Annotated in this window: 24 protein-coding genes; 4 read left to right on the top strand and 20 right to left on the bottom strand. The window is 54.6% G+C overall.

What is annotated here, in order from left to right; all coding sequences use genetic code 11:
- Positions 1-13 precede the first annotated feature (13 nt).
- From pstA to nrdR, 4 genes are all read right to left on the bottom strand, one after another.
- The gene (gene pstA / locus ACZF99_RS07880) at positions 14-901 is read right to left on the bottom strand and encodes a phosphate ABC transporter permease PstA (protein WP_483610579.1); all 888 of its coding nucleotides are present in this window, start codon (positions 899-901) and stop codon (positions 14-16) included.
- Complete coding sequence (pstC, locus tag ACZF99_RS07875) at positions 898-1800, bottom strand: phosphate ABC transporter permease subunit PstC (protein ID WP_483610577.1); 903 nt, start codon at positions 1798-1800, stop codon at positions 898-900. The genes pstA and pstC overlap by 4 nt, the downstream gene beginning before the upstream one ends.
- 87 nt (positions 1801-1887) lie before the next feature.
- Positions 1888-2847, bottom strand: coding sequence for a phosphate ABC transporter substrate-binding protein (locus ACZF99_RS07870; RefSeq protein ID WP_483610575.1), 960 nt, complete (start codon positions 2845-2847; stop codon positions 1888-1890).
- A 186-nt stretch (positions 2848-3033) separates the two neighbouring features.
- Positions 3034-3504, bottom strand: coding sequence for a transcriptional regulator NrdR (gene nrdR / locus ACZF99_RS07865; protein WP_483610573.1), 471 nt, complete (start codon positions 3502-3504; stop codon positions 3034-3036).
- 135 nt (positions 3505-3639) lie between these two features.
- Here nrdR and ACZF99_RS07860 point away from each other — a divergent pair, with 135 nt between their 5' ends.
- Positions 3640-3861, top strand: coding sequence for an alpha/beta-type small acid-soluble spore protein (locus ACZF99_RS07860; protein WP_059046046.1), 222 nt, complete (start codon positions 3640-3642; stop codon positions 3859-3861).
- 75 nt (positions 3862-3936) lie between these two features.
- Here ACZF99_RS07860 and ACZF99_RS07855 read toward each other — a convergent pair whose 3' ends face one another.
- The 10 genes from ACZF99_RS07855 to ACZF99_RS07810 all read right to left on the bottom strand — a co-directional run bounded on the left by ACZF99_RS07855 (position 3937) and on the right by ACZF99_RS07810 (position 16010).
- A complete protein-coding gene (locus ACZF99_RS07855; protein WP_483610571.1) occupies positions 3937-4500 on the bottom strand; it encodes a lytic transglycosylase domain-containing protein in 564 nt (187 codons plus the stop codon).
- On the bottom strand, positions 4497-5093 hold the full coding sequence (coaE, locus tag ACZF99_RS07850; protein WP_483610569.1) for a dephospho-CoA kinase: 597 nt from the start codon (positions 5091-5093) through the stop codon (positions 4497-4499). Before coaE ends, ACZF99_RS07855 begins: the two co-directional genes overlap by 4 nt.
- Before the next feature lie 38 nt (positions 5094-5131).
- Complete coding sequence (gene mutM / locus ACZF99_RS07845) at positions 5132-6007, bottom strand: DNA-formamidopyrimidine glycosylase (RefSeq protein WP_483610567.1); 876 nt, start codon at positions 6005-6007, stop codon at positions 5132-5134.
- Positions 6008-6042: 35 nt separating this feature from the next.
- Entirely contained in the window at positions 6043-8703 is a 2661-nt protein-coding gene (polA, locus tag ACZF99_RS07840) for a DNA polymerase I (protein WP_483610565.1), read from the bottom strand.
- Between the two features lie 147 nt (positions 8704-8850).
- Positions 8851-9510 carry a phosphate signaling complex protein PhoU gene (gene phoU / locus ACZF99_RS07835; RefSeq protein WP_483610563.1) on the bottom strand — a complete coding sequence of 220 codons (660 nt, stop codon included), beginning with the start codon at positions 9508-9510 and terminating at the stop codon, positions 8851-8853.
- Between the two features lie 19 nt (positions 9511-9529).
- Positions 9530-10285 carry a phosphate ABC transporter ATP-binding protein PstB gene (gene pstB / locus ACZF99_RS07830; protein ID WP_483610561.1) on the bottom strand — a complete coding sequence of 252 codons (756 nt, stop codon included), beginning with the start codon at positions 10283-10285 and terminating at the stop codon, positions 9530-9532.
- 239 nt (positions 10286-10524) lie between these two features.
- Positions 10525-11661: a methyl-accepting chemotaxis protein gene (locus tag ACZF99_RS07825; protein ID WP_483610559.1), complete on the bottom strand. Its 1137-nt coding sequence runs from the start codon at positions 11659-11661 to the stop codon at positions 10525-10527.
- Positions 11662-11784: 123 nt separating this feature from the next.
- Positions 11785-12510, bottom strand: coding sequence for a response regulator transcription factor (locus tag ACZF99_RS07820; RefSeq protein WP_483610557.1), 726 nt, complete (start codon positions 12508-12510; stop codon positions 11785-11787).
- Positions 12511-12657: 147 nt separating this feature from the next.
- The gene (pnpS, locus tag ACZF99_RS07815; protein ID WP_483610555.1) at positions 12658-14454 is read right to left on the bottom strand and encodes a two-component system histidine kinase PnpS; all 1797 of its coding nucleotides are present in this window, start codon (positions 14452-14454) and stop codon (positions 12658-12660) included.
- Positions 14451-16010 carry a fumarate hydratase gene (locus ACZF99_RS07810; protein ID WP_483610553.1) on the bottom strand — a complete coding sequence of 520 codons (1560 nt, stop codon included), beginning with the start codon at positions 16008-16010 and terminating at the stop codon, positions 14451-14453. The genes pnpS and ACZF99_RS07810 overlap by 4 nt, the downstream gene beginning before the upstream one ends.
- Before the next feature lie 174 nt (positions 16011-16184).
- Here ACZF99_RS07810 and yfbR point away from each other — a divergent pair, with 174 nt between their 5' ends.
- Positions 16185-16805 (top strand): 5'-deoxynucleotidase, encoded by a 621-nt coding sequence (gene yfbR / locus ACZF99_RS07805; RefSeq protein ID WP_483610551.1) that lies wholly within the window; start codon positions 16185-16187, stop codon positions 16803-16805.
- 92 nt (positions 16806-16897) lie between these two features.
- Here the strand turns inward: yfbR and ACZF99_RS07800 are convergent, their stop codons facing one another.
- Together ACZF99_RS07800 and ACZF99_RS07795 are read right to left on the bottom strand one after the other, a co-directional pair.
- Positions 16898-17767 (bottom strand): SDR family oxidoreductase, encoded by an 870-nt coding sequence (locus tag ACZF99_RS07800; RefSeq protein WP_483610549.1) that lies wholly within the window; start codon positions 17765-17767, stop codon positions 16898-16900.
- Between the two features lie 88 nt (positions 17768-17855).
- On the bottom strand, positions 17856-18755 hold the full coding sequence (locus ACZF99_RS07795) for a glycosyltransferase family 2 protein (RefSeq protein WP_483610547.1): 900 nt from the start codon (positions 18753-18755) through the stop codon (positions 17856-17858).
- Between the two features lie 162 nt (positions 18756-18917).
- On the opposite strand from ACZF99_RS07795, the gene ACZF99_RS07790 reads away from it, so the two are divergent.
- A complete protein-coding gene (locus ACZF99_RS07790) occupies positions 18918-19271 on the top strand; it encodes a helix-turn-helix domain-containing protein (protein ID WP_483610545.1) in 354 nt (117 codons plus the stop codon).
- Positions 19272-19358: 87 nt separating this feature from the next.
- Here ACZF99_RS07790 and ACZF99_RS07785 read toward each other — a convergent pair whose 3' ends face one another.
- The 3 genes from ACZF99_RS07785 to citZ all read right to left on the bottom strand — a co-directional run bounded on the left by ACZF99_RS07785 (position 19359) and on the right by citZ (position 22867).
- On the bottom strand, positions 19359-19784 hold the full coding sequence (locus ACZF99_RS07785) for a hypothetical protein (protein ID WP_483612603.1): 426 nt from the start codon (positions 19782-19784) through the stop codon (positions 19359-19361).
- 591 nt (positions 19785-20375) lie between these two features.
- Positions 20376-21671 carry an NADP-dependent isocitrate dehydrogenase gene (gene icd, locus ACZF99_RS07780; RefSeq protein WP_483610544.1) on the bottom strand — a complete coding sequence of 432 codons (1296 nt, stop codon included), beginning with the start codon at positions 21669-21671 and terminating at the stop codon, positions 20376-20378.
- An 83-nt stretch (positions 21672-21754) separates the two neighbouring features.
- Positions 21755-22867, bottom strand: a complete 1113-nt coding sequence (gene citZ, locus ACZF99_RS07775; protein WP_483610542.1) for a citrate synthase — start codon at positions 22865-22867, stop codon at positions 21755-21757.
- 351 nt (positions 22868-23218) lie between these two features.
- Here citZ and ytvI point away from each other — a divergent pair, with 351 nt between their 5' ends.
- Entirely contained in the window at positions 23219-24337 is a 1119-nt protein-coding gene (gene ytvI / locus ACZF99_RS07770) for a sporulation integral membrane protein YtvI (RefSeq protein ID WP_483610540.1), read from the top strand.
- 117 nt (positions 24338-24454) lie between these two features.
- On the opposite strand, the gene ACZF99_RS07765 is transcribed toward ytvI, so the two are convergent.
- Positions 24455-24847 (bottom strand): FxsA family protein, encoded by a 393-nt coding sequence (locus tag ACZF99_RS07765; RefSeq protein ID WP_483610538.1) that lies wholly within the window; start codon positions 24845-24847, stop codon positions 24455-24457.
- Positions 24848-24902: the final 55 nt, after the last annotated feature.

Raw genomic sequence — 24902 nt, 5'->3', positions numbered from 1 at the left:
TGGCTTCGTCCTCCTATTTCGTCGCCGTAAATTTCTTGAGCATCACGCGTCCGAGCCAGCGGGCCAGCAGGTTAAACGCCAGGACGGTCAGGATCAGGACGGCCGAAGCGCCGGCGGCGATTTCGGGTGCATCCGGCGCCAGGCCCTCGGAATTGATCTTCCAGATATGAACGGCCAGCGTTTCCGCCGGACGGAACGGATTCAGCGGCGACGTCGGGCTAAGCGGATTCCAGTTGCCGAAGTCGAGGCGCGGACTGCTCATGCCGGCCGTAAAGAGCAGCGCTGCAGCTTCGCCGAACACGCGGCCCGCCGCCAGAATCGTTCCCGTCAGGATAATCGGTATGGCGATCGGGAGCATCACCGATTGGATCGTCTTCCATTTGGACAAGCCCAGCGCCAGACTGGCTTCCTTTTGGGCCTGCGGCACACTAGCCAGACCCTGCTCCGTGATCCGCACCATTAACGGCAGGTTGAAGACCGTTAACGCCAGCGCCCCCGAGAATAGCGAGAAGCCGAACCCGAACAAGTTGACGATGACGAGCAAACCGAACAAACCGACGACGATCGACGGAAAGGAGGATAACACCTCGACGATCAAACGGATAAAATCGGTGACCTTCCCCGGTTTGGCGTATTCGCTCATATAGATTCCCGCACCGATGCCGAGCGGAACCGTAATGATCATGGTCAAGACCAAGAGGAACAAAGAATTGAATAATTGCGGGCCGATCCCGCCGCCTTCCTTAATGGTTTCGGGCGGGGACGTCAGAAAATCGAAACTGATATGACCCAGTCCCCGAACCAGAATAAAGCCGAGCAAGGCCGCCATAACGAGTACGATCATGCTGGCCAAGGCGATAATAACGCCCGTCGCGATTTTGTCTACAGTTCTTGCGCTCATCGTTTTGCTCTCCTTTCCAGCCACCGGACGATAAAGACGAAAACAAACGTCATCAGCATCAAAATCAACGCCAGCGTCCAGAGAACGTTGTTTTGCGTCGTGCCCATCACCGTATTCCCCATACTCAGCGTAATGACGCTGGTCAGGGTGGAGGTGGATTCAAAGAGCGAGCGCGGAATATGCGGTGCGTTCCCGATGACCATCTGAACGGCCAAGGCTTCCCCGAACGCCCGGGCCATGCCCAGCACGACCCCGGTCATCAAGGCCGGCAGGGTCGTCGGCAATACGGTCCGGGACAAGGTTTGCCAACGCGTTGCGCCAAGTGCGTAAGAACCTTCTTTCAAACCGGGAGGCAGGGCAGCCAGCGCATCGGTGGCAATCGAAGTGATCGTCGGCAAAATCATAATCGACAACACGGTCGCTCCGGCCAAGATACCAAGACCTTGTCCCGGAAAAAGTTCCCGATACAAAGGGACGATGACGCTAAGCCCCACAAAACCATAAACGACCGAAGGAATCCCGGCCAGCAGTTCGATGACCGGCTGCAGATATTTTTTACCGAACTTCGGCATGATTTCGACCATGAACAAAGCTGCGCAAATGCCGAGCGGGGCCGCGATCAGCGCCGCCAAAATCGAGGTGCTGAACGACCCCAAGATAAACGGTAAGGCGCCGAATAACGGAGGTTCCCCATCCGGTTTCCAACTCGTGCTGCCGAATATTTCGCCAAATGCGATCCCGTCTTGAAAAAAGGTGCTTAACCCCTTAGTTGCAACAAAATAAACCATCGAGAAGATCGTGACCACCAGCAGCACGATGCAAAACGACGCATAGATCTTGCCGGTCCATTCCTCGATGATATGCGGTTGTATTTTTTTTCTTCCGCCGGACTGAGCCATGAAACCTCTCCCTTTAATAACAGCACAGAAAGAGGCAGAACCATCCGCCTCTTGCCGTGCCGATATGATGTTATCGAGTCCTGCTCGTTATTTCTGCGTGATGTTGCCCTCAACATCGCGTTGGACTTGCATTTTGCTGATCGGAATATAACCGAGCTCTACAACGTCGCCGTTGTCGCCTTGGACATCGGGAGAAACCATGTAGTCCAGGAACGCTTTGACGACTTCATTCGGCTCGCCTTTTGTATACATGTGCTCGTAGGCCCATACCGGATAAGTCCCGTTCGCTACGTTCTCTTCCGTTGCATCGACGCCTTCGTATTTCACGACTTTCACGGAATCGTCGAGGTAAGACAAGGCAAGATATCCGATGGCTCCCGGCGTTTCGCCAACAAGCTTCTTAACCGTACCGGAGGAATCCTCTTGGATTGAACCTTGCAGGTCTTCCGTTTTGACTCCGAGCGCGTACTTCTCGAACGTCGCGCGCGTCCCGGAACTCGACGGACGGTTTACGATTTGGATCGCTTGATCCGGACCGCCAAGGTCTTTCCAGTTCGTTACTTTGCCAGTGAAAATTTGCACCAGTTGGTCCTTCGTCAAATTGTCGACGGTAATGTCCGGGTTCACAACGGCGGCCATTGCTACGACAGCGACCTGATGATCAACCAGTTCGCCGGCTTGAGCGGCTTCCAGCTTCTCTTCCGCAAAAACGTCGGAGTTCCCGATGTCCGCCTGACCTCCGGAAACTTGCGTCAGCCCGGTACCGCTGCCTCCGCCTTGGACTTGTATAGAAACGTTAGGGTTTTGATCCATAAATTTTTTCGAAACTTGGTCTACCAAAGGTTGCAACGCCGAGGAACCTACAGCCAGGATCGATCCGGACAAGTCCGTCGTCGCCGCATTTCCGCCGTTGTTCGCGGACGCTTCATCCGTAGTGCCGCCGTTCGTTCCGGCCGTGTTGTTTTGTGCTGCGTTGTTGTTTTGACCGCAGGCCGCCAGCGTTAAGCTTAACACCAAAGTCAAAACCAATAGCATACTCTTTTTCATTGTCTTAGGTATCCCCCTTATTTGATTTACAATTTGATTATAGAAAGCGAAGATCAATCCTGTGTTTTCGTTTTGTAAACTTTGTGTAAAATGAAGGGACAAATCTCCTCGGTTTTGTTAGTCTTTGCAAAATAATAAAAAAAACTCCCCGCCGCCCGGCGAAGAGTTCTCCCTTTATTAGTAAAGCTATTCCGTGACCCCCGTATTTTTGGACAGCAGGCCTTTCAGTTCTTTCATAAACATGTTGATATCCTTAAATTGGCGGTATACCGAAGCAAAACGGACATAAGCCACCTCATCCACCGGATACAGCTGCTCCATCACCAGTTCGCCAATCTCCCGGCTTTCGACTTCCGCGTTGGCCGAATGCCTCAGGGAGCGTTCCACTTCGGATACGATCGACTCCAGCTGTTCCACGGAGACCGGGCGTTTCTCGCAGGCCCGAATCAAGCCCCGCAGCATTTTTTCCCGGCTGAATTCCTCTCGGCTTCCCCCCTTCTTGATGACGATCAGCGGCATTTCCTCCACCATTTCAAATGTCGTGAATCGCCGGCTGCATTTCTCGCACTCGCGGCGGCGGCGGATCGAGCGGTTCTCGTTGGCCGGCCTCGAATCCAGCACTTTGGTCCCCAAATAATCGCAATACGGACATTTCAAACTAGAGCACCTCCCCTCAATATGCCGTCATAACAGCCCTGTTCCCTCATGGCAATAAATTACTATAAATTTATCGGATTGAAGTTGATAGTGCGGCACATAATACTGTTACCAACCACAAGGAGGTGAACAATCATGGCCCAAAATAATAACTCTTCGAACGACCTGGTGGTTAGACAAGCTTCCGGAGCTTTGGATCAAATGAAATACGAAATCGCTCAGGAGCTTGGCATCTCTTTCCCACAAGACGGATATGCTGGTAACCTGACTTCTTACGAAAACGGTTCGATCGGTGGTTTCATTACGAAACGTCTGGTGACCTTGGCTGAACAACAGCTGGCAGGTCAATTCAAATAATCCGATCACCGAAGGAAGCATTGGGGTGGCGCTTAGCCAGCCAATGCTTCCTTTTATTTTTCGTGAAAGAACCGCCTAAAACTCGTCGTAAATCTTCAGGTACTGCTGGTAGTAATGGGAGACCCGCTGTACGTAATGTCGGGTTTCGCCAAAAGGAATGTCTTGGGCCGTCTCCAGCCGCCCGTCCCAACGCCCGCTTTTCAACCAGTTCTTCACATGGGTCGGTCCGGCGTTATAAGCGGCGATCATGGCGATCGGGTTGCCATCGAACTGATCGGACAGCGATCCGAGGTACCAAGTACCGATTCGAATATTCATCTCCGTCTCATTGCGGATTTCTTCCAGCGTCGTCTCGGGCAGCTTCGCCTTGGAGATCACCCATTCCGCCGTGTCCGGCATGATCTGCATAATGCCGAGCGCACCTTTCCGCGACTCCGCCCCCGCTTTATAATTGCTCTCTACCTTGATAATCGCCGCGACGATAAACGGATCCAAGCCGTTGTTTTTGGAATGCAACCGAATTTCTTCTTTATAATAAATCGGATAAAATAACGAAAGCCATGCGGAATTAAAAAAAATCAGGATCGTGAAACCGATGAACAGCAGAAGCAGGACTCTTTTTTTACGTAGCCACCTCATCCTAGTCCCTTATCCCGCCAAAAGACGTCAATCTGCCGCTCCGTCTCGTCAAGTCCACCGCTGTTATCAATCAATATATCCGCCCTCTCCTTTTTTAATTCGATATCCGTCTGGGCGCCCAGCCGCTGCTCCGCTTCTTCCCGGGATAACCCGTCTCTATGGATTAATCGGGTCAACTGCAGCTCCCGGGGCACGTACACGACCATAATTTCTTCATATAATGGGTCAAGACCCGATTCGTAAAGCAGAGGGATATCCGCCACCACCAGCCTGTACGGATCGGCTTCTTCCAGCTCGTCCAGGCGTCGCTTCATTTCGGAACGAATGGCGGGATGCGTCAACGCCTCCAGCGCCTTGCGCTCCTCCGGATGCGAGAAGACGATGTCGCCGAGCTTCTTGCGATCGAGCGTCCCGTCGGGGTGAAGAACACCCTGACCGAAACGTTCGCTGACCGCGGCCAGCACCGGATGGCCCGGCTCCATAATCTCCCTGGCGATCGCGTCCGCATCGATCACGGCGGCACCGCGGCTGGCCAGCATGCGGGAAACCGTACTTTTCCCTGTGGCAATGCCTCCGGTTAGTCCGATGTTCATTCCCTTTACACCTCACTGTTTTGACTTGAAACCTCGCACTATCGCTCGTCTTTCGTTGTTCGGGTGCCTGCCCGTCGACTTGTCCGATAAGGCGGCTGGCAGTTCGGGCAAAAATGCGTTCCCCGCCCCCCAACTACGGTCTTCTCCACCGGCTGCCCGCAGTTCGGGCAAGGCTCCCCTTGGCGTCCGTACATGCGCAGCGAATGCTGGAACATCCCCATCTCCCCCTGTCCATTAACGTAGGACTTAATGGAGGAGCCCCCAGCTTCCACCGCTTCGCTCAACGTATCCACGATCGCGGCGTGAAGCCGCTCCAACTGCCGCCGGGTCAGCTTGTCCGCCGGATGCTCCGGATGGATGCCCGCCCGGAACAAAGCTTCATCGACATAAATATTCCCCAGACCCACGATGTATTCCTGGTTCAGCAGCACCGGCTTGATCTTCGAGGTACACCGGGAGACCGCCTCTTGGAAAGCCTTCGCCGTAAACGAGTCCTCCAGCGGCTCCAACCCCAGTTTCGCCAAAGGCTTCTGGGTAAATTCCTCTCCCGGCAGAAATAGATGCATGGTGCCGAACTGGCGCACGTCCTTATAGCGGAGTTCGGTCCCGTCCGTAAACCGGAAGATCACATGGGTATGTTTCTCCACCTCATCGCCGGTCCGATAAACCCCGTAACGCCCTTCCATTCGCAAATGGGAGACCAGCACCAACCCGTCCATCACGATGCGCAAAAATTTTCCCCGGCGACCGATCTCTACGATCGTATGGCCGGCGAGCTCGGTTTCGAAGCGTTTGACATCATCCGGCCGCTGAATGATTCGCGGCAGAAACACGTGAACGCTCCGGATCGTCTTTCCGACAACCAGTTCGGTCAAGGTCCGTCGGACCGTTTCGACCTCCGGCAATTCCGGCATATCGGTCACCTCCAACTAAGATGTAATAGCGAGAGCTACTTCGCTTCGTACCAATTCATTCCGCTGGACACTTCGGCCTTCAGCGGCACGCTAAGCTCCAGCGCTTTCTCCATCGTTTCCGGCACGAGCTTACTCATGAGCTCCAGCTCCTCCGGCGGAACCTCGAACACCAATTCGTCATGGACCTGAAGCAGCATGCGGCTCTTCAGTCCGTGCTTGTACAGCTCCTCGTCCATCCGAACCATCGCCAGCTTGATGATGTCCGCCGCGGTTCCCTGGATCGGCGTGTTCATAGCTGTACGCTCGGCAAAGGAGCGCAGATTGAAGTTCGATGCGTTGATCTCCGGCAGATAACGGCGGCGCTCCAGCAGCGTTTTGACGTACCCGTCGCGTTTGGCATCCTTGACGATCTCATCCATGTAGCGGCGGACGCCTTGGAATGCATCGAAATATTGATCGATGAACCGGGCGGCTTCTTTCCGCGTGATGTTCAGGTTCTGGGACAAGCCGTAATCGCTGATCCCGTATACGATGCCGAAATTGACGGCTTTGGCCGAGCGGCGCATATTGGCGTCCACCTGATCCGGACCCACGCCGAATACGTCCATAGCCGTTTTCGTATGGATGTCCATATCGTGCAGGAACGCTTCCTGAAGCCCCGGGTCGCCGGAAATATGCGCCAATACGCGAAGCTCGATCTGCGAGTAATCCGCGGCCAGAATAAACCAGCCTTCCTCCGAAGGGACAAACACCTTGCGGATTTTGCGGCCTTCCTCGAGTCGGATCGGAATGTTCTGCAAGTTCGGAAACTGGCTGCTCAAGCGGCCGGTGGCGGCGATCGTTTGCCGAAAATACGTGTGCACCTTGCCCGTTTTCGGCGAAATTTCCTTCAGCAATCCCTCGACATACGTCGATTGCAGCTTGGCCAACTGACGGTATTCCAGGATAAACTGCACGATCTCATGGTAGGGCGCCAACTTTTCCAGCACTTCCGCATCCGTCGAATAACCGGTTTTGGTCTTCTTGATGACCGGCAGTCCCAGCTTGTCGAACAGGATTTCTCCCAACTGCTTGGTCGAATTGATATTAAACTCCTGTCCGGCGATTTCATAAATTCTCGCGACCAGCTTATTGATCTGGGCTTCAAATTCCACGCCGAGTTCTTTCAGGGCCTCCTTGTTCACGGCGACGCCCTGCTTCTCCATATCGGCCAGAATCCGGGATAACGGCATCTCCAGTTCGTAGAACAGCCGCTCCATTTCATATTTCGCCAGCTCCTGCCGCTGCAGCGGCACAAGGCGGAGCAGGGCGTCCGCTTTGCGAGCCAGATGACGGCTCAGCACCTCCGGCTCCGGCACCTTGAATTTGGCGCCTTTGCCGTAGACCTCGTCGTCGCCGGGCACCGGCGGCAACTGATATTTCGCGGCCAAACCGCTGATCGTCTGATCGCTTTCCGTCGGATCGAGCAAATAGGCGGCCAACTGCACATCATGCTCGGCTCCGGCAAACGCGACGCCATGCCAGAACAGCACCAAATCCGCCCGATGCAGATCGTAGCTGCGCTTCGGCACCCGTTCGTCGGCCAACCAGGTGCGGATTTCCGCCGCCGCTTCCTCTTGCAGCACGTCAAACGGCAGGAAATAGTGGCGGCTGGCGGTGGACAATACCATGCCCATCATCGTGGCTTGATGCGGATTTTCCCCGTAGGACTCCACGATGATTCCTTCGATGTTCGGCAAATCGAGGATCAGCTCGGAAAGGTTGTTCCGGTCAACCGTCGTAACTTCGACTTCAACCTGCTCCGCGGGAGCCGCTTCACCGTGGGCATTCTCGCCGCCGGCAAAGGACATCCGCTCCAGCAACGACTTAAACTCCAGCTTGCGCAGCAGCGGGACGGCGGATTCCTCCGGAATGCCGGCAAACTTCATCTCCTCCCAGGTGCGTTCAACGGGAACCTCGCGGAAAATGGTCGCCAGCTGTTTGCTCATGCGGGCGTCGTCCGCGTGGTTCACCAGATTTTCCTTCATTTTGCCCTTCAACTCATCGGTGTGGGCGAGCACTTCCTCAACGGATCCGAACTGGTGCAGCAATTTCAGCGCCGTCTTCTCCCCGATCCCCGGCACGCCGGGAATGTTGTCGGACGTATCGCCCATCAGCCCTTTCAAATCGATGATTTGCAGCGGCTTGAGCCCGTACTTCTCCTCGATTTGCTGCGGACCGTAAGGTTCGACTTCACTGACGCCCTTTCGCGTCAGCGCCACTTTAACCCGGTCGCTCACCACTTGCAGCATATCCTTGTCGCCGGTAACGACGAGCACCTCTTGACCGGCTTCCTCGGCTCGTTTGCTCAAGGTGCCGATAATGTCGTCGGCTTCGTATCCGGCCAGCTCAAACCAGGCGATGCCAAAGCTCTCCAGCAGCTCGCGCATCAGCGGAAACTGCTCGGACAGCTCGGGCGGCGTCTTGTCGCGTCCGCCTTTGTATTCCTGGTAGCCTTCATGACGGAACGTGACTTTGCCCGCATCAAAAGCGACCAGCATATGCGTGGGGCGCTCCTCCTGAATCAGGCGCAGCAGCATGTTCGTAAAACCGTAAACGGCGTTCGTATGCAGGCCGCTGGAGTTCGTGAGCGGCGGCATGGCAAAAAATGCCCGGTAAATGATGCTGTTTCCATCTATAAGTATCAATTTTTCCATACGACACCTCGTCCACAGTTTTCTACCTTTTCTTATGATAACACAGGGGCCATCCCGTTAACACCAAAGCCCGAAACGGAAAAGAAAAACCGGGCGCCGCCTGCGAATTTTTCGCAAGCGGCGCCCGGTTGGACGCGGGAAAGCGGATTATTGATTCAGGTCCGGCCGGTGACCGGTCACCAGATAAACGGCACTTTCGCCGATATTCGTCGCATGGTCGGCAATCCGTTCGATATACCGGCCCACCAGCGTCAGCAGCATCGCCTGCTGGAGCGATTCCGGGTTGGAGATCATAAACGAATACAGTTCGTGGATCATTTGGCTGTACAGGTGATCGACTTCGTCGTCATCCTTCGCCATTTTATAGGCCAAGTCGGTATTCTCGTCCAAATACGATTGCAACGATTCCCGCAGCATCAGAATAACCAGCTCGGACATCTTCGGAATATCGATCAACGGCTTGATTAATTTCTGGCCTTCCAGCCGCGTGGTTATCTTAGCGATATCGATGGCCAGGTCTCCCATCCGCTCCAGATCACTGGAAATTTTAAACGCCACGATGATGCGGCGCAGATCCTTGGCCACCGGCTGCTGGGTCACGATCAAGCGCGAGCCGATCTCCATGACCTGCTCCTCCATCCGGTTCAGCTCCGCGTCGCGCTCCACGATCTCCTTCGCTTTGGCCGAGTCCAGAGCCTGCAGGGCGCTGATCGCCTCCGTCAAAGCATGCTCGACATGCTCGCCCATTTGTCTAAGCAGCTGTCGTAAATCCTCCAGATTCTGATCAAATTCCTTTCTTTGAATCATCTTGCTGTAGCCTCCTTTATTATCCGAAACGACCGGAAATGTAATCTTCAGTGCGTGGATCCTGCGGCGTGGAGAAGAGCTTCTGCGTATCGTCCGCTTCCACAATTTCACCATTCAGGAAAAAGACGGTCCGTCCCGAGATGCGCGCCGCTTGATGCATGTTATGCGTCACCATGACGATTGTATAACTATCTTTTAATTGCTGCACCAGTTCTTCAATCTTGAGGGTTGAAATCGGGTCCAACGCTGAAGTCGCTTCGTCCATCAGCAGAATATCCGGCTGCACGGCGATGGCCCTGGCGATGCAAAGACGCTGCTGCTGCCCGCCGGACAAGCTGAGTGCCGAGCGTTTCAGGAAATCTTTGACCTCGTCCCACAGCACGGCTTGACGGAGACTCCGTTCCACGATTTCATCCAAAGCCGCCTTGTTCTTGATGCCGTGCAGCCGGGGCCCGTAAGCAACATTGTCATATATCGATTTCGGAAAAGGATTCGGCTGTTGAAACACCATGCCCACCCGTTTACGCAACGCCTCCACCTGGACGTCGTCACCGTAAATGTCGGAGCCGGCGATTTGTACCGAGCCTTCGATTCGCGTCCCCGGAATCATATCGTTCATCCGGTTCAAGGTGCGCAGAAGGGTCGACTTGCCACAGCCGGAAGGCCCGATGAAAGCGGTAATCGCTTTTTCCGGAATTTCCAGGGAAACGTCCTTTAGCGCATGAAATCGGTCATAGTACAAGTTCAACTTTTGAATCCGGATAATGTTATCCATCACAGTTCTCCTTCACAAATAAACATCTTGGCCTGAAGCCGCAAGGCTTATGCCTGTACGGCCGGGGGAATTGCAGGGCAAACTTGAAGCACGGTACCCGCCTTTCCAGCGAGCCCGTGCCGGCGCTTCAGCTATAGATTTAGTATGCGCGAATGATGAATTATTCCATGTAAAACAGTTTTATTTTATCGTACTTATGTAAAAGAACATGGAGCAAAATGTAAACGCTGTGTAAAATCTTAACTAAGCGACGCCAAATGGTGCAGTTCTCCGAGCACGGTTCTCGTCCGGCCTGCCGCCGTTTCCGACGAATGGAACATCTCTTGGCCGCGCGCTTCCACGGTGCGGGCAGACTCCACCAGCGCTTCGAACGTCCCGTCCGCATTGCCGACCCTTCCGTGGCTTTCCGCCATTTCCTCCACCGTGGTGGAAGCGGTGGCAGCCGTTTGCTGAATCAAACGATTGACGACACCAAGCGTCAGGCCAATTTCCTCCGAGAAGCTCTTGGTCTGCAGGGCAAGCTTGCGAACCTCGGAGGCCACGACCGCAAACCCCCGACCATGTTCCCCGGCATGCGCCGCTTCGATCGAGGCATTCATCGCCAGCATCCCGCTTTGATCCGCGAGGCTGCGGATATGACCCGCGACCGACGAAATTTGCTTCGTTCGCTCCAGCAGCTCCGCCATTTGCTTCTCTTGCGAGCGGGTCATATCGAGCACGCGGGAAAACGATGCCTTGACCGCTTCCAACTCATGCCGCCCCTCCGCCGATAATTCGTTCATTCGCTCCGATTCCTGCAGGCTTCGTTTGGCCGCTTCCGCCACTTCAGCGATCGAACGCTCAATCTCTATAACCCGGTCGCGGCTTTCGCGAACGGCCGCCTGCCTGGCTTCATCCGCCTCCCGCTGCAGTTGCCGGGACATCAGCATCAGATCCTGAACCGTCAAGACCCCATAAAACCGCCCCTTAATTGTAAGGATCAAAGCGTCGTAGAAGGAGACGCCCTCCCGTCCCAGCGCATGATCCAGCAATTCCCCAGCGGGCGTGTCAAGCTCGCAGATCAGCGGCTGCCGCTCGGCAAATCGAAGCGTTGAAAGTTCATAAAAAAGATCGGCGGCAAACCGTCCGGCCAGATGGCGAAAGAATTGATCCCTCATCAGCAGTCCAAGCGGTTTGTGATCTACATCACAAACCACAATGCAAGGAAGGTCGGGTTGCTTCTGAAACTGCCCCAGCACATTTCGGCAGGAAACCTCCGGCCCGATTACCGGGACCTTACGGCTTAAAGAGCGTACCCCTACCGCAGCGATCGCTGCCAAGTTCTCTGTCTCTTCATTTGCGGTACGTTCCAACAGTGCGATGGCCCGATTTTCCAACCTGTACCACTCCCCCGTATATGTATACGTTACGTTTGATCTACTAGAATCATAGAGGGAGAATGTTAAGACATTGTTTTCGGTACTTTAGTCCTATGTAAAAAGAAACGCCCATCACGAAAGTTACATGATGGACGCTTTCTTCTTGTTGACGACAAGCTTATATCCGACGCCGCGAATGGAATCGATATGCACCGATTGCGGATCAAGCTCCAGCTTCTTGCGCAGCGAGCTGACGTGCACGTCCACCGTGCGCTGTCCCCCGATGTAATCGAACCCCCATACGGCATTCATCAGATCGTCCCGGGTCATCACCACCCCCGGCTTGCGGGCCAAGTACAGCAACACCTCAAACTCCTTTGGTCTGAGCGTGATCGCTTCTCCGTTCAACGTGACTTCGTATTTCTCCGGGTAAATCGTCAAAGCTCCCAGCGAGATTTGCGAATTCTCCTGTTGGACCGGTTTGTCGCGTTCCTCCTGGCCGGACGACCGGCGGAGAACCGCGGCGACGCGCGCTAATAGCTCGGCCACGCCGAACGGTTTCGTGATGTAATCGTCGGCACCGGATTTTAAGCCCTGCACGACTTCCTCCTCCGCATTTTTGGCGGTTAGGATAATGACCGGCGTCATCACGCCTTCGCTGCGCAGCTTCGACATGATTTCGAAACCGTTCATGCCCGGCAGCATCAAATCGAGCAATATCAAATCAAAATCCTGCTGCAGTGCGGTTTCATAACCGGTCTGCCCGTGATCCTCTACAACAACTTCATACCCTTCGCTCGTCAGGTTGTAAGACAAAAGCCGGGATAACGTCGGTTCATCTTCGATAACCAATAGACGTTGTGTCATAGTACCCCCCATTTGTTTGCGGTACAAGTTCATGCTCTGAACCAATATCATTTTAATGACAAGCCCAGCATATCACGGCAGTGTTAACGCGGTGTAAATTTTTCAAAAAAACGGTTTACACTTATTCGTATGTTTCTTTTGCCGATCTTAATCATCCAGGGCATGCATCAGGGGAAGCTCCAGAATAAACGTCGTTCCTTCGCCGACTTTACTCTCCACGCGGATGGTGCCGCGATGCAGTTCGACCAGGTGTTTGACGATGGACAAGCCCAGGCCCGTACCGCCGGAGCCGCGGGATCTGGCCTTATCGACTCGGTAGAAGCGTTCGAAAATTCGCGGCAAATCTTTCTTGGGAATGCCGATCCCCGTATCGCTAACGGTAAAGCGGATCTTCTCCTCGGCCCCGTCTTCGCCTGCGATGCTGGCGGAAACGCGCACTTTCCCGCCTTCAAGGGAATAGCTGATCGCGTTGGACAGCAAATTCATGAAAATTTGCCGCAGCCGATCTTCGTCACCTTCGATGAACAGATGCTCGGGGACGTCGTGCGACATCGAAATCGATTTTTTGCGGGCCGCCGGGAGAAGCACCTCATAAATGCTGTCGAACAACTCTTTCAGTTGTACCGGCGCATATTCCAGCGGCACCCGCTTCGATTCGATTTTGGACAGCTCGAGGATGTCGCCAATCAGCCGGTTTAACCGGTCCCCCTCGTCATAAATGATCTGCAGGAAAGAGCGGGCGGTTTCCTCGTCCTTCACCCCGCCGGCCAGCAGCGTTTCGGCAAAGCCTTTGACCGCCGCGATCGGCGTCTTTAACTCGTGGGATACGTTGGCGACGAACTCGCTGCGTATGCGCTCCAGCCTGCGGATCTCGGTGACATCCTGCAGCAGGAACAACATGCCGCGGTAGTTGCCGTTATCCTCAAACATCGGCACGCTGTCGAACAGCAGGATTTTTTCTTCGGGATCGTAGACGTTCCGCTCTTCCTGGACCGCTTCCTTTCGGGCGATGCCTTCTTCCATGAATTTGATAAATTCGTAGTTCCGCTTGAGCACCTGATACGATTTGCCCAACAGCAGTTCGCCCTTCATATGCAGAATCCGTTCCGCTTCCCGGTTAATCAGGGCTATGCGTTCCGACGTATCGACCATGAGAATGCCGCCGGTCATGTTGGCGAGCACGCTCTGCATCAAATCCTCGTTATCGCGGATGCGTTTGAGCTGCTGCTGCAAGCTGTCCGCCATCCCATTGATCGCCAGGCCCAACTGACCGATCTCGTCCTTGCGATCCAGCTTAACCCGGGCGTCGTAATCGAACCCGGAGATGCGGTGGGCAACGCGCGTAATCTGTTCCAGCGGTTTGGTCAAACCGGCCGCCACCCGGTAACTCACCAGGCCGGCGACGAGAAACAGAATAAGCAGCCCGCCGAACATCCAGAACCAGCCTTGGGCCAGCCCCTTCTCCACCGTGGCCAGACTCATCGACAGGCGGACATAACCGTCGAACTCGCCGGTGGTCACGCGATCCGCCACGTACAGCATATTTTGGCCGACCGTATGGCTGTACCGGATCGCGCTGCCGACTTTGCCGCCCGCAGCCGACTCGATTTCCTGCCGGTGGGCATGGTTATCCATCCGATCCGGATCGGACTCGGAATCGCCGACGACGATTCCGTCCAGCGTGATGAACGTGACGCGGGAGTCGGTCAGCTCCTGCAGCTGTTTGGCCTGCCGTTCGTAATATTCATTGGCTTCGGGGTTCCCTTCCACGGGAACGAAATCGAAGGTCGACTCCAACAGATTAATTTCCCGGGCCATATTCTCCTCCAATGCCCGGATATGCGAGTTTTTGAACAACTGGGCCATCGTGATGCCGGCGGCCAGCATCGAGATGCCGAGCAGAATCATTAAGATCAGGGTTAGCCGCAAACGAAAGGTTCTCATCTTGATTTGAACACCGGATCTTTAAAAGCGGCCAGTTTCATGAGCGAGTCCTTCTCCACGCCTTCATGCAGACTGTCTCCATGCGAGTCCATCGTCACGATCGCGGCAAAGCCGTCGACCTCCAGATGCCACATCGCTTCCGGAATGCCGAATTCCAGGAAATCGACGCCGTTTACATTCTTAATGCATTCCGCATAGTACTGCGCCGCACCGCCGATCGCATTCAAATAAACGCCGCCATGTTCTTTCAATGCGGCCAGTGTCTTAGGTCCCATGCCGCCTTTGCCGATGACCGCGCGGATGCCGAATTTCTTCATGATGTCTCCTTGGTACGGCTCCTCCCGAATGCTGGTCGTCGGTCCGGCTGCCTTGACATGCCACCCCTCCTCATCCTTCAGCATCACCGGTCCGCAGTGGTAAATCACCGCGCCGTTTAAATCCAACGGGGCGTCGTGATCCATCAAATATTTGTGCAGGGCATCGCGTCCCGTATGCATTTCTCCGCTGATCACCACGACGTCGCCAACCCGCAAGCTGCGGATTTGCTCCTCCGTCACCGGCGTGCGCAATACGATTTCGCGGCTGGCCGGGGCTGGAGTTTCAGAAGCGGCCGGGCCAGTGGCGACCGTATCCGACTCATCTTCCACCGATACGTCGCTGCCGCGCTCGTACAGCCATTCGCGGATCGCGCCGGTTGCGGGATCGATATCGACTCCCTGGCGGCGGAACGCCCAGCAGTTATACGCAACCGACACGAAGAAGCTGGCCGGAAGCCGGTTGATCGCCCCGATCTTACAGCCCAGCAAAGTGACTTCCCCGCCGAACCCCATCGTGCCGATGCCCAGTTGATTGGCCGTTTCCAGAACATATCGTTCCAGACGGTCCAGATCCGGATTCGGGTTGACGTCATCGAGCGGCCGGAACAGCTGCTGCTTCGCCAACTCGTATCCCGTCGTGCGGTCGCCGCCGATGCCGACCCCAAGAAATCCGGCGCTGCAGCCCTGCCCCTGCGCCTGATAAACCGCGTGCAAAATGCACTTGCGAATGCCGTCGAGATCCCGCCCGGCGCGGCCGAGCCCTTCCAGCTCCGTCGGCAGGCTGTATTGGATATTTTTATTCTCGCATCCGCCGCCTTTTAAGATCAGCCGGATGTCGATCGCGTCTTGTTCCCATTGTTCAAAATGAATCACCGGTGTCCCCGGTCCCAGATTGTCGCCGCTGTTCTCTCCCGTTAAGGAATCCACGGAATTCGAGCGCAGTTTGCCTTCCTTGGTCGCCCGTTTTACCGCGGCGTAAATCGCCTTTTTCATCTCGATTTGGTTCGCCCCAACCGGCGTATGCACTACAAAGGTCAACATCCCGGTATCCTGGCAAATCGGCGAGACCTGTTCCTCCGCCATGCGGATGTTTTGCGCGATGGTCGACATGGCCAAGCCGGCCCGTGTCGCCCGGTTTTCCAGGGCCCGCCCCCGGTTCACCGCACGCCGTACATCCCCCGGCAGCCGTGTCGAAGCTTCCACAATCAACTCGTATACGCTTTCTTCAAACTGATGCATGATCCGAGAATCCCCTCTCCCTGTCATCTTGTTTACCCCTTGTGCGCAAAAAGGCAAAACCTTGCCGCGTCGTTAGCCATATCGCATTCTTCAGATTTATAATAACATAAGAACTAGTATCGGTTGACAATTTCTGTCCAAAATCCACTCCAAAATAAGCGAGGTTTATCACTGATGAGCTACCATTTCCCTGCTTATCTGTACCGCCTGCGTTCCATCCGTCGCTGGAGCCTGATGCGCAGCACCGCGGCCGATAATGTAGCCGAACATTCGTTCCACGTGGCGCTATTGGCCCATCTGCTGTGCGAAATCGGGAACGCCCGATACGGACGGCGGCTGAACTCGGAACGGGCCGCAATGCTGGCGTTGTTCCATGACGCAACCGAAGTATTCACCGGCGACATCCCGACGCCGGTCAAGCACCATAATCCGCGGCTCTTGTCCAGCTTCCGCGAGATGGAGAAGATCGCCGCGGAACGCTTGCTTTCCATGGTCCCGCCGGAACTTCAGAACGTTTATGCCCCGCTGTTATCCCCCGGCAATACGGAGGATGCGCCAGAAGACGCCGCGTTGATGGTCTACGTCAAAGCGGCGGACAGTCTGGATGCCTATTTGAAATGCGCGTGGGAGCTCACCGCCGGCAACCGCGAATTTGCCGTCGCGAAGACGCAGCTTCTGGACAAACTGCAGCGGCTGCAGCTCCCGGAAGTCGCTTATTTTCTGGAGCAGCTCGCTCCCAGCTTTGAAATGACGCTGGATGAGTTATCCGAGACGGAGCGGCGCGATGCCGATTAGGCTAGGCTCCTTCGGGAAGAACGAACCCCCAAGCTTGTTCGGATTTCGCCGATGCGCTTGGGGGTTCGTTGGCGTTAGATTCGGGCTTCTTATTACCCGTTGACGATCTCTCCACCGTTGATATGCAGGACCTGCCCGCTCATATATGAAGCATCGTCCGAAGCCAGAAAGACGTAAGCCGGCGCCAGCTCCTCCGGTTGCCCGGGCCGCTGCATCGGCGTCGTTCCGCCGAATTCGGACACCTGCTTCTCATTAAAGGTTGACGGGATCAGCGGCGTCCAAATCGGACCCGGTGCCACCGCATTCACCCGGATGCCTTTGCTCCCGACCACGTTCATCGACAGCGCCCGCGTGAAGCTGACGATAGCCCCTTTTGTTGCCGAATAATCGAGGAGCTGCGGGTTGCCTTTGTAGGCCGTTACCGACGCCGTATTGATAATCGCGCTGCCTTGGCGCAAATGCGGCATCGCTGCTTTGGTCAAATAAAACATGGAGAAAATATTCGTCCGGAATGTCTTCTCCAGCTGTGTTGCCGTGATGGCCATAATATCCGGCTGTGGATGCTGCTCGGCCGCATTGTTGACCAGAATATCCAGACGTCCCAGCTCCTGCACCGTTTGCCGCACGGCCCGCTCGGCGAACGCTTCGTCACCGATATCGCCCGCGATCAGCAGGCAGCGGCGGCCTTCCTGCTCGACTTCCCGCCGGGTTACGCCCGCATCGTCGTGCTCGTTCAAGTACACGATCGCCACATCGGCTCCCTCTTTGGCGTAGGCGACGGCGACGGCCCGGCCAATGCCGCTGTCGCCGCCGGTGATCAGCGCCACTTTGCCCGTCAGCTTGCCGGCGGCCTTGTAATTTCCTTCATAGACCGGACGCGGATGCATCTCCGCTTCGATGCCGGGCTGATGGTTTTGATGCTGGGGCGGCAAGGTTTGCTTCGATTGTCCGTTTCCTGCCATGTTTGCATCCTCCTTCGGGTTATGGTGGATTAGGCGCGAATAAGCCCGATCGCACCCATCCCTATTAGGATGGCCCGGCCGTCCCGGCTTATCCCTGCGGCTTCCAATCCATTCCGAATCGATCGACAAACCACAGCTCGTCATGTTTGCGAAGAGAGGCATATTTCTCCCTCCGTACCGAAGTCAGCTCGCTTAGCTTCGCCTCATCCATCGGTTCACCGCCAAACGTACCGTTCACTTGTTCCCGGCAGGCCGCAATCAACCCTTCGCCGAAATGCAGATAGGCAAGGGTCATCAAATCCGTGCCCCACCGATCCCCGCTATGGTCACACGGGAAATTCTGCCGGAACACCTGAATCAAAGTGACCTCCGGCACATGTCGGCAGCTCCCGCCCTGCAGCCATAATCTCAAAGAAAACTCGGCCGTTTCCAACTCTTTGCCGACAAAACCGTCCTCCATCCCCCCCATTTTCCGAAAAGTATCGCGCCGGACGGCAAAGCATTCCCAGGACAGCCACGGGATGTCGTTTCGTTCTTCGCCCACTACCGGGTAACCTCGCACCGAGCCGACCACCCCTCCAAGCGCTTCCGCTTTCGGGGAGGGGGAGGAGGAACGCTCGCTCTTCTGAAAGGCAGGCGACACGCCGTCGGCTTCCCCCCGCATCAACGGCTCCAGCAACCGTTCCATCCATCCGTCATCATAATATAAATGAGCTCCGCAAAAGATCAGATAATCTCCGCCGGCGTGAGCAGCTCCTATATTTCGCGCCGATATTCCCGGCTCCCCCTTGATCCGTTTGAAGGGCCGGTCGAACCGGTAATTCATCAAGAAATCACAGCACCCGTCGACAGAGCCTTCATCGACGATAATGACTTCGTAAGGAAGCGTCGTATGCGACACTTTCAGGGATTCCATCGTGGTGTACAGATCGATTCCATTGTTCTTGACCGTAATGATGATTGAAACTGAAGTAGATTCGGAAGACATACTAGATCTCCTTAAATTTGGTTATTATAAATAATTGATACATTTCAGTAAAACTCATGATTCCATAATAACCCAATTCGTACTTTCAGTAAATACAAACAAAACCTGTAGTTTATTATCTTTCTTTCGGCTTCTCACTAAGGTAAATACAGGAGGGGTGTTATGGATTACGAGGCATTGGGGAAAAGGCTGCGTCAAGAACGGCATAAAATGCACTTGACCCAGGAAAAACTCGCCGAACGCATCGAAGTTTCGGATGCATACATAGGGCAAATCGAACGGGGAGAGCGCAGCTTGTCCCTGGAAACACTCGTCAAACTGGCGAATCAATTGGGCGTTACCGTTGACTATTTGCTCCACGATTCCATCGAGATCAGCGACGACCATTTTATCGACCAGATCCAACAGATCGTCATGAATCGGTCGCCGAAAGAGAAACAACTGGCACTCGATATTCTGAAGTTGATGTTTACCCATTTGGACGAATTAAAAGAACAAGACCCGGATCCTTCCTAGCAAGGAGCTGGCGCCTGCCTGGCAGGCGTACGCAAGCAAAAGACCTGCCGGCTTTGACGCCGACAGGTCTTTTGCTTGTACCCTGAATTAAATGATGGTGCTGAACACCATAAAGAACGAAATCAGCAACACCGTCACGGACAGCAGGGCGCTTAACGTGCGCAGCTTCCCTTCCTCCGCCGTCACGGACTTGTTCTGGCGTATTCCTTCCTGCGCCAAGCGCAACGGTTTGGCCATCATGCCGCTAAACGCGCCGATCGCCAGGAACAAGATGACGATGACGACCATCCACGGCACGGAATAATCGCCTTGGCCGATCAAATAGCCACCCGTCAGCAGTTGAACGATCAGTCCAATCTGCGCGTAGCGGTTCAAGGAGAGCACGGCCGAAACCGTCCCTTCCTGGGCCGCCAGCGACAACTTGCCAATCCGTCCGAGCACAAACGGCAGAACCAGATAGAAACCCAACGCCAAGGCCCCGATAATATGTAGGAATAGCATGACTTGGTACATTAACATAACCGCCCCTTCCACGTCAATTACATTTATTATAATCTATTATAACTTTGGATGGAAATAAAAGAAACGTCTGATCGGGGCAGGTTAGGAGAACAACTTGATAAGGATGGGGCAACGCTGGGAAATGTTCCTACGATCGCTATTGTTCGCGGGTTTCTTGATCCGATGAATTCATACGAGGTTGAAACCCGCTCACAAAGGCGAACGCTCCGCTTCTTCGGAATCATTTCCCGCTTTTGCCCTGCTCCTTATCGCGATTGAAAAGCATAGCCCGCCCCGAACAGACTCGGGGCGGTAGAAGAAAACAAACTTGATAAGGATGGGGGCAACGCTGGGAAATGTTCCTACGATCGCTGTTGCTCGCGGGTTTCTTGATCCGATGAATTCATACGAGGTTGAAACCCGCTCACAAAGGCGAACGCTCCGCTTCTTCGGAATCATTTCCCGCTTTTGCCCTGCTCCTTATCATTTGGGAGGGCCAAGCCCGCCCCGAACAGACTCGGGCAGGGCAAAAAAGACCCTCCCCATGAACTAGGGAGGGTTAATATTAACGGAGGTTGCTATGCTAAAGGTTAAAATTCGCAATTACATGTTTTTGATGACATGGTCAGCGAACTCGGAGCACTTCACTTCCGTTGCCCCATCCATCAAACGGGCGAAGTCGTAAGTAACCGTTTTGTTGTTAATCGAAGTTTCCAGACCTTTATAGATCAGGTCCGCCGCCTCTTGCCAGCCCAGATGCTCCAGCATCATGACGCCGGACAAGATCACGGAGCCCGGATTCACCACGTCGAGATCGGCATACTTCGGTGCCGTACCATGTGTCGCCTCGAAAATCGCGTGCCCGGTTACATAGTTGATGTTGGCGCCCGGCGCGATGCCGATGCCCCCAACCTGCGCTGCCAAGGCGTCGGACAAGTAGTCGCCGTTCAGGTTCAGCGTAGCGATGACGTCGAAATCCGTCGGCCGCGTCAACACTTGCTGCAGCGCGATATCGGCAATCGCATCCTTAATGATGATTTTGCCTTCGGCTTCCGCCGCTTTTTGCGCCTGGTTCGCCGCGTCGGCGCCGGACTGTTCCTTGATCCGGTCGTATTCGGCCCAAGTAAATACTTTATCGCCGAATTCCGCTTCCGCCACTTCATACCCCCAGTTTTTGAACGCGCCTTCGGTAAACTTCATGATGTTCCCTTTGTGCACAAGGGTTACGCTCTTGCGGCCGTGCTTAATCGCATACTCGACCGCCGCGCGGACGAGACGCTTCGATCCCTCTTCCGAAACCGGCTTGATGCCGATGCCGGACGTTTCCGGGAAGCGAATTTTCTTCACGCCCATTTCATTCTGCAGGAAAGCCAGCACTTTCTTGACTTCCTCGGAGCCTTCTTTATACTCGATGCCGGCATAGATGTCCTCGGTATTTTCGCGGAAAATAACCATATCCACCAGCTCCGGACGTTTGACCGGAGAAGGCACCCCTTGGAAATAACGGACCGGACGAAGGCAGACGTACAGGTCCAGCTCCTGGCGAAGCGCCACGTTCAGCGAACGGATGCCGCCGCCGATCGGCGTGGTCAACGGGCCTTTGATGGCCACAATATATTCGCGGATAGCCGTCAACGTGTCCGCAGGCAGCCATTCCCCGTATGTATTGAAGGCCTTCTCGCCGGCGAACACTTCATACCAGGCGATTTGCTTCTCGCCGCCGTAGGCTTTCTCCACGGCGGCGTCCAATACGCGTTTCGACGCTTTCCAAATATCGCGGCCGGTGCCGTCGCCCTCGATGAAAGGAATGACAGGATGGTTAGGCACCTGCAGCTTCCCGTTCTGAATCGTAATTTTCTCGCCTTCGGTAGGAAGATCGAACTTTTCCAATTTCAACATTTTCACGGTTTCCTCCTTCAAACTGTTTGCTGCATCTCACGGTCTCCATTTTACCACAATGTGCCTTGAAGCCGCATGGCTGCTTATCTTAATTCGATAGGAACGTACTTCTGATTGGTGACGCCCGTATATTCCGCACGCGGACGGATCAAGCGGTTATCTTCCAATTGCTCCAAAATATGCGCCGTCCATCCGGATAACCGGCTGATGGCAAAAATCGGCGTAAACAGGTCGCGCGGAATGCCCAGCATCGTGTAAACGGAAGCGGAATAAAAGTCGACGTTGGGCTTCAGCCCTTTTTGACCGGTGACGAGCTGCTCCACTTTGACGGAAATGTCGTACAACGTGGAATCGCCCTTCAGGATGCTCAACTGACGTGACATATTCTGCAGGTGCTTGGCGCGCGGGTCGCCGTTCTTGTATACACGATGGCCGAAGCCCATGATTTTCTCCTTATTGGCCAACTTCTTCTGAATGTACGGTTCCGCTTGGTCCAGTGTACCGATCTCGGCCAACATATTCATCACCGCTTCATTGGCCCCGCCGTGCAGAGGCCCCTTCAACGTGCCAATCGCCGAAGTGACTCCGGAGTAAATGTCGGACAACGTTGCGATCGTTACGCGGGCGGAGAATGTCGACGCGTTCAACTCATGGTCGGCATGCAGCACCAGGGCTTGATCCAAGGCGCGAACGGCGATCGGATCCGGTTCTTCCCCGGTCAGCATATACAAGAAGTTGTGCGCGATCGATACGCCCTTCAGCGGAGCGACCGGTTCCCGGCCGTCTCGGATGCGGGCAAACGCGGCAATCAGGGTCGGAATTTGGGTTTGAAGCTTTATCGCCTTCAATTGGTTGCTTTCACGGGAGTTGTCATTGGCGTTCGCATCATACAAAGCAAGAGCCGATACGGCAGTACGAAGCACTGCCATCGTGTTGGCAGTCCGCGGATACAGCTTCATCTGTTCAAGCACCGCAGAAGGAACCGCAGCGAAATCACTCAATTGCCGTTGCAGACGTTCCAGCTCGGCTTGATTGGGCAATTTGCCGTACCACAACAAATAAGCCGTTTCTTCAAAACTCGCACGTTCCGCCAAATCGTCGATATTGATTCCACGATAGGCGAGGACGCCATCATGAATGGAGCTGATCGAAGAGGTTGCCGCAACTATGCCTTCCAGGCCTTTCGTAGCTGTCATGAACCATCTCTCCTTTGTTAACATTTTGTGAGCAAACAAGCCCTGAAAACATTTTCAAAATTGAAAGTTTTAAATTTTCGAAGTTAGGCAATGCCTACCCTATCATTGCGCAAATATAGCTCCGTTGCTTACTTCTTCATCATACTGGATTTCCGAAAACATGGGAACCGCTTCTGCGCCGCCCGGTACATTAAATGATTTTATCACAATTATAAAGAAATTTTGTAAACGATTGCAGTTATGCAATGAATTATATCACATTATTAGCAAAAAGGTTCGGGACGGAATACTCAAGGCGGACAAATAATAGAGTAGAACTAGGACATGTACTGCGAAAAGGGGAAATGCCACATGGATCACGTGATCGTCAAGCGCGTGCTGCGCGGCAGCTGGATATGCGTCGTCCTCATCGGTTCCATCCTCGCGGTCTGCTGGCTCATCCCGCTGGTTTATCCGTTTCTGATCGCCTGGCTGATCGCCTACGCGATGAATCCGTTCGTTCTGTGGCTCCAAAGAAACCTGCGGGTACCGAAATGGCTGGCCGTGACGCTATCGCTGCTCGTTTATTTCGGAAGTGCGGGAATCGTCGTATCCGCGGCGTTAACGCGCCTCGTCAAAGAGTTGATCCATTTGGCCGAGTCCTTTGACCTGCGCATTGCCGAGTGGAGAAATCTGTTCGTCTCCTGGACGCAAAGCGAGGGCATCCAATCGATCATTACCGAAATCAACCGATTTATCGCCGATAATCCCGGATACGAAAATACGATTCATAAAAATATCGACAACACCGCCGAAAAGGTCGGTTCCTTCGTTTCGCACCTCGTCAATAACGTGCTGGAGACGATCGTCACGCTGCTCTCCTCCCTGCCCAATCTAGGGATCATTCTCGGCGTGATCCTGCTGGCCACTTTTTTTATCAGCAGCCGCTGGGAGCACGATATGCGGTTCTTGGCAGCCTCCATCCCCGCGCCTTTCCGCAAAACCGCCGGCGCCATTTGGCGCGACCTGCAGCGGGCGCTATCGGGTTATCTGCGCGCCCAATTCATCATGATCTCGATCACCGCGTTGATCGTACTGCTGGGCTTGTTAATCTTAGGCGTAGATTCCGCCTTTACCTACGCCCTGCTGATTGGACTTGTCGATTTGTTACCTTATCTGGGCGTCGGTACGGTGATGATCCCATGGCTGATCTATGCGTTTGCTACCGGCGACGTGACGCTGGGAATCGGACTGGCCGTATTGTATGGGGTCCTCCTGCTGGCCCGCCAAATGATCGAACCCAAAGTGCTGGCCAGCAGCGTCGGGCTGGATCCTTTGCCTACGCTGATCGCCATGTTCGTCGGCCTCAAGCTGTTTGGCGTGCTGGGGCTGATTATCGGGCCGGTCACACTGGTCATCCTGGGCGCTGCCGTTCGCGCCGGCGTCGTCCGCGATATGCGGAACTATATCGTACACGGCCGGCTGAGGTAACGGCAACTGGATGTTTAAAAAAAGGGCATCTCGCCTTACGAGACGAGATGCCTTGTCTGATTGATTCCGGCGGCACTTCCCTCACGGCGGCAAAACCGGCGAAAGAGAAGGCTGGGCTTACCGGCGGAAGTACGTGATCGTTCCGTCCTTCATCTTCTTGCTGACCCATTTCATAAGCGGGATCCGATACAGCACGCGCGTTAGCGGAAATACCAACGTAAATCCGATCAGATCGGTGATGAAGCCGGGGATCAGCAGCAGCATCCCGCCGGCAAACACGCAAATCCCATCCAAGACCATCCGTCCCGGAATTTGCCCGCCGCTCATTTGGGCCTTCGCATCGGCCAGCACTTTACGCCCCTCAAATTGCATCATCAACCCGCCGATCACGGAGGTCGCCAGCGTCAGAAAGATCGTTTTTCCGACGCCCAATCTCTCGCCGACGTACATATACCCCCAAAATTCCACGATCGGAATCAACACGATGAGAGCGGCTATCCATTTACGCATATCAGGACTCCTTTACCACATTCCTGTACTTGTATTTTACCGCCTCGATGCCGGA

The sequence above is a fragment of the Paenibacillus sp. JL3B1040 genome (assembly GCF_057063165.1).
This window is presented reverse-complemented; position numbering and strand designations above follow the sequence as displayed.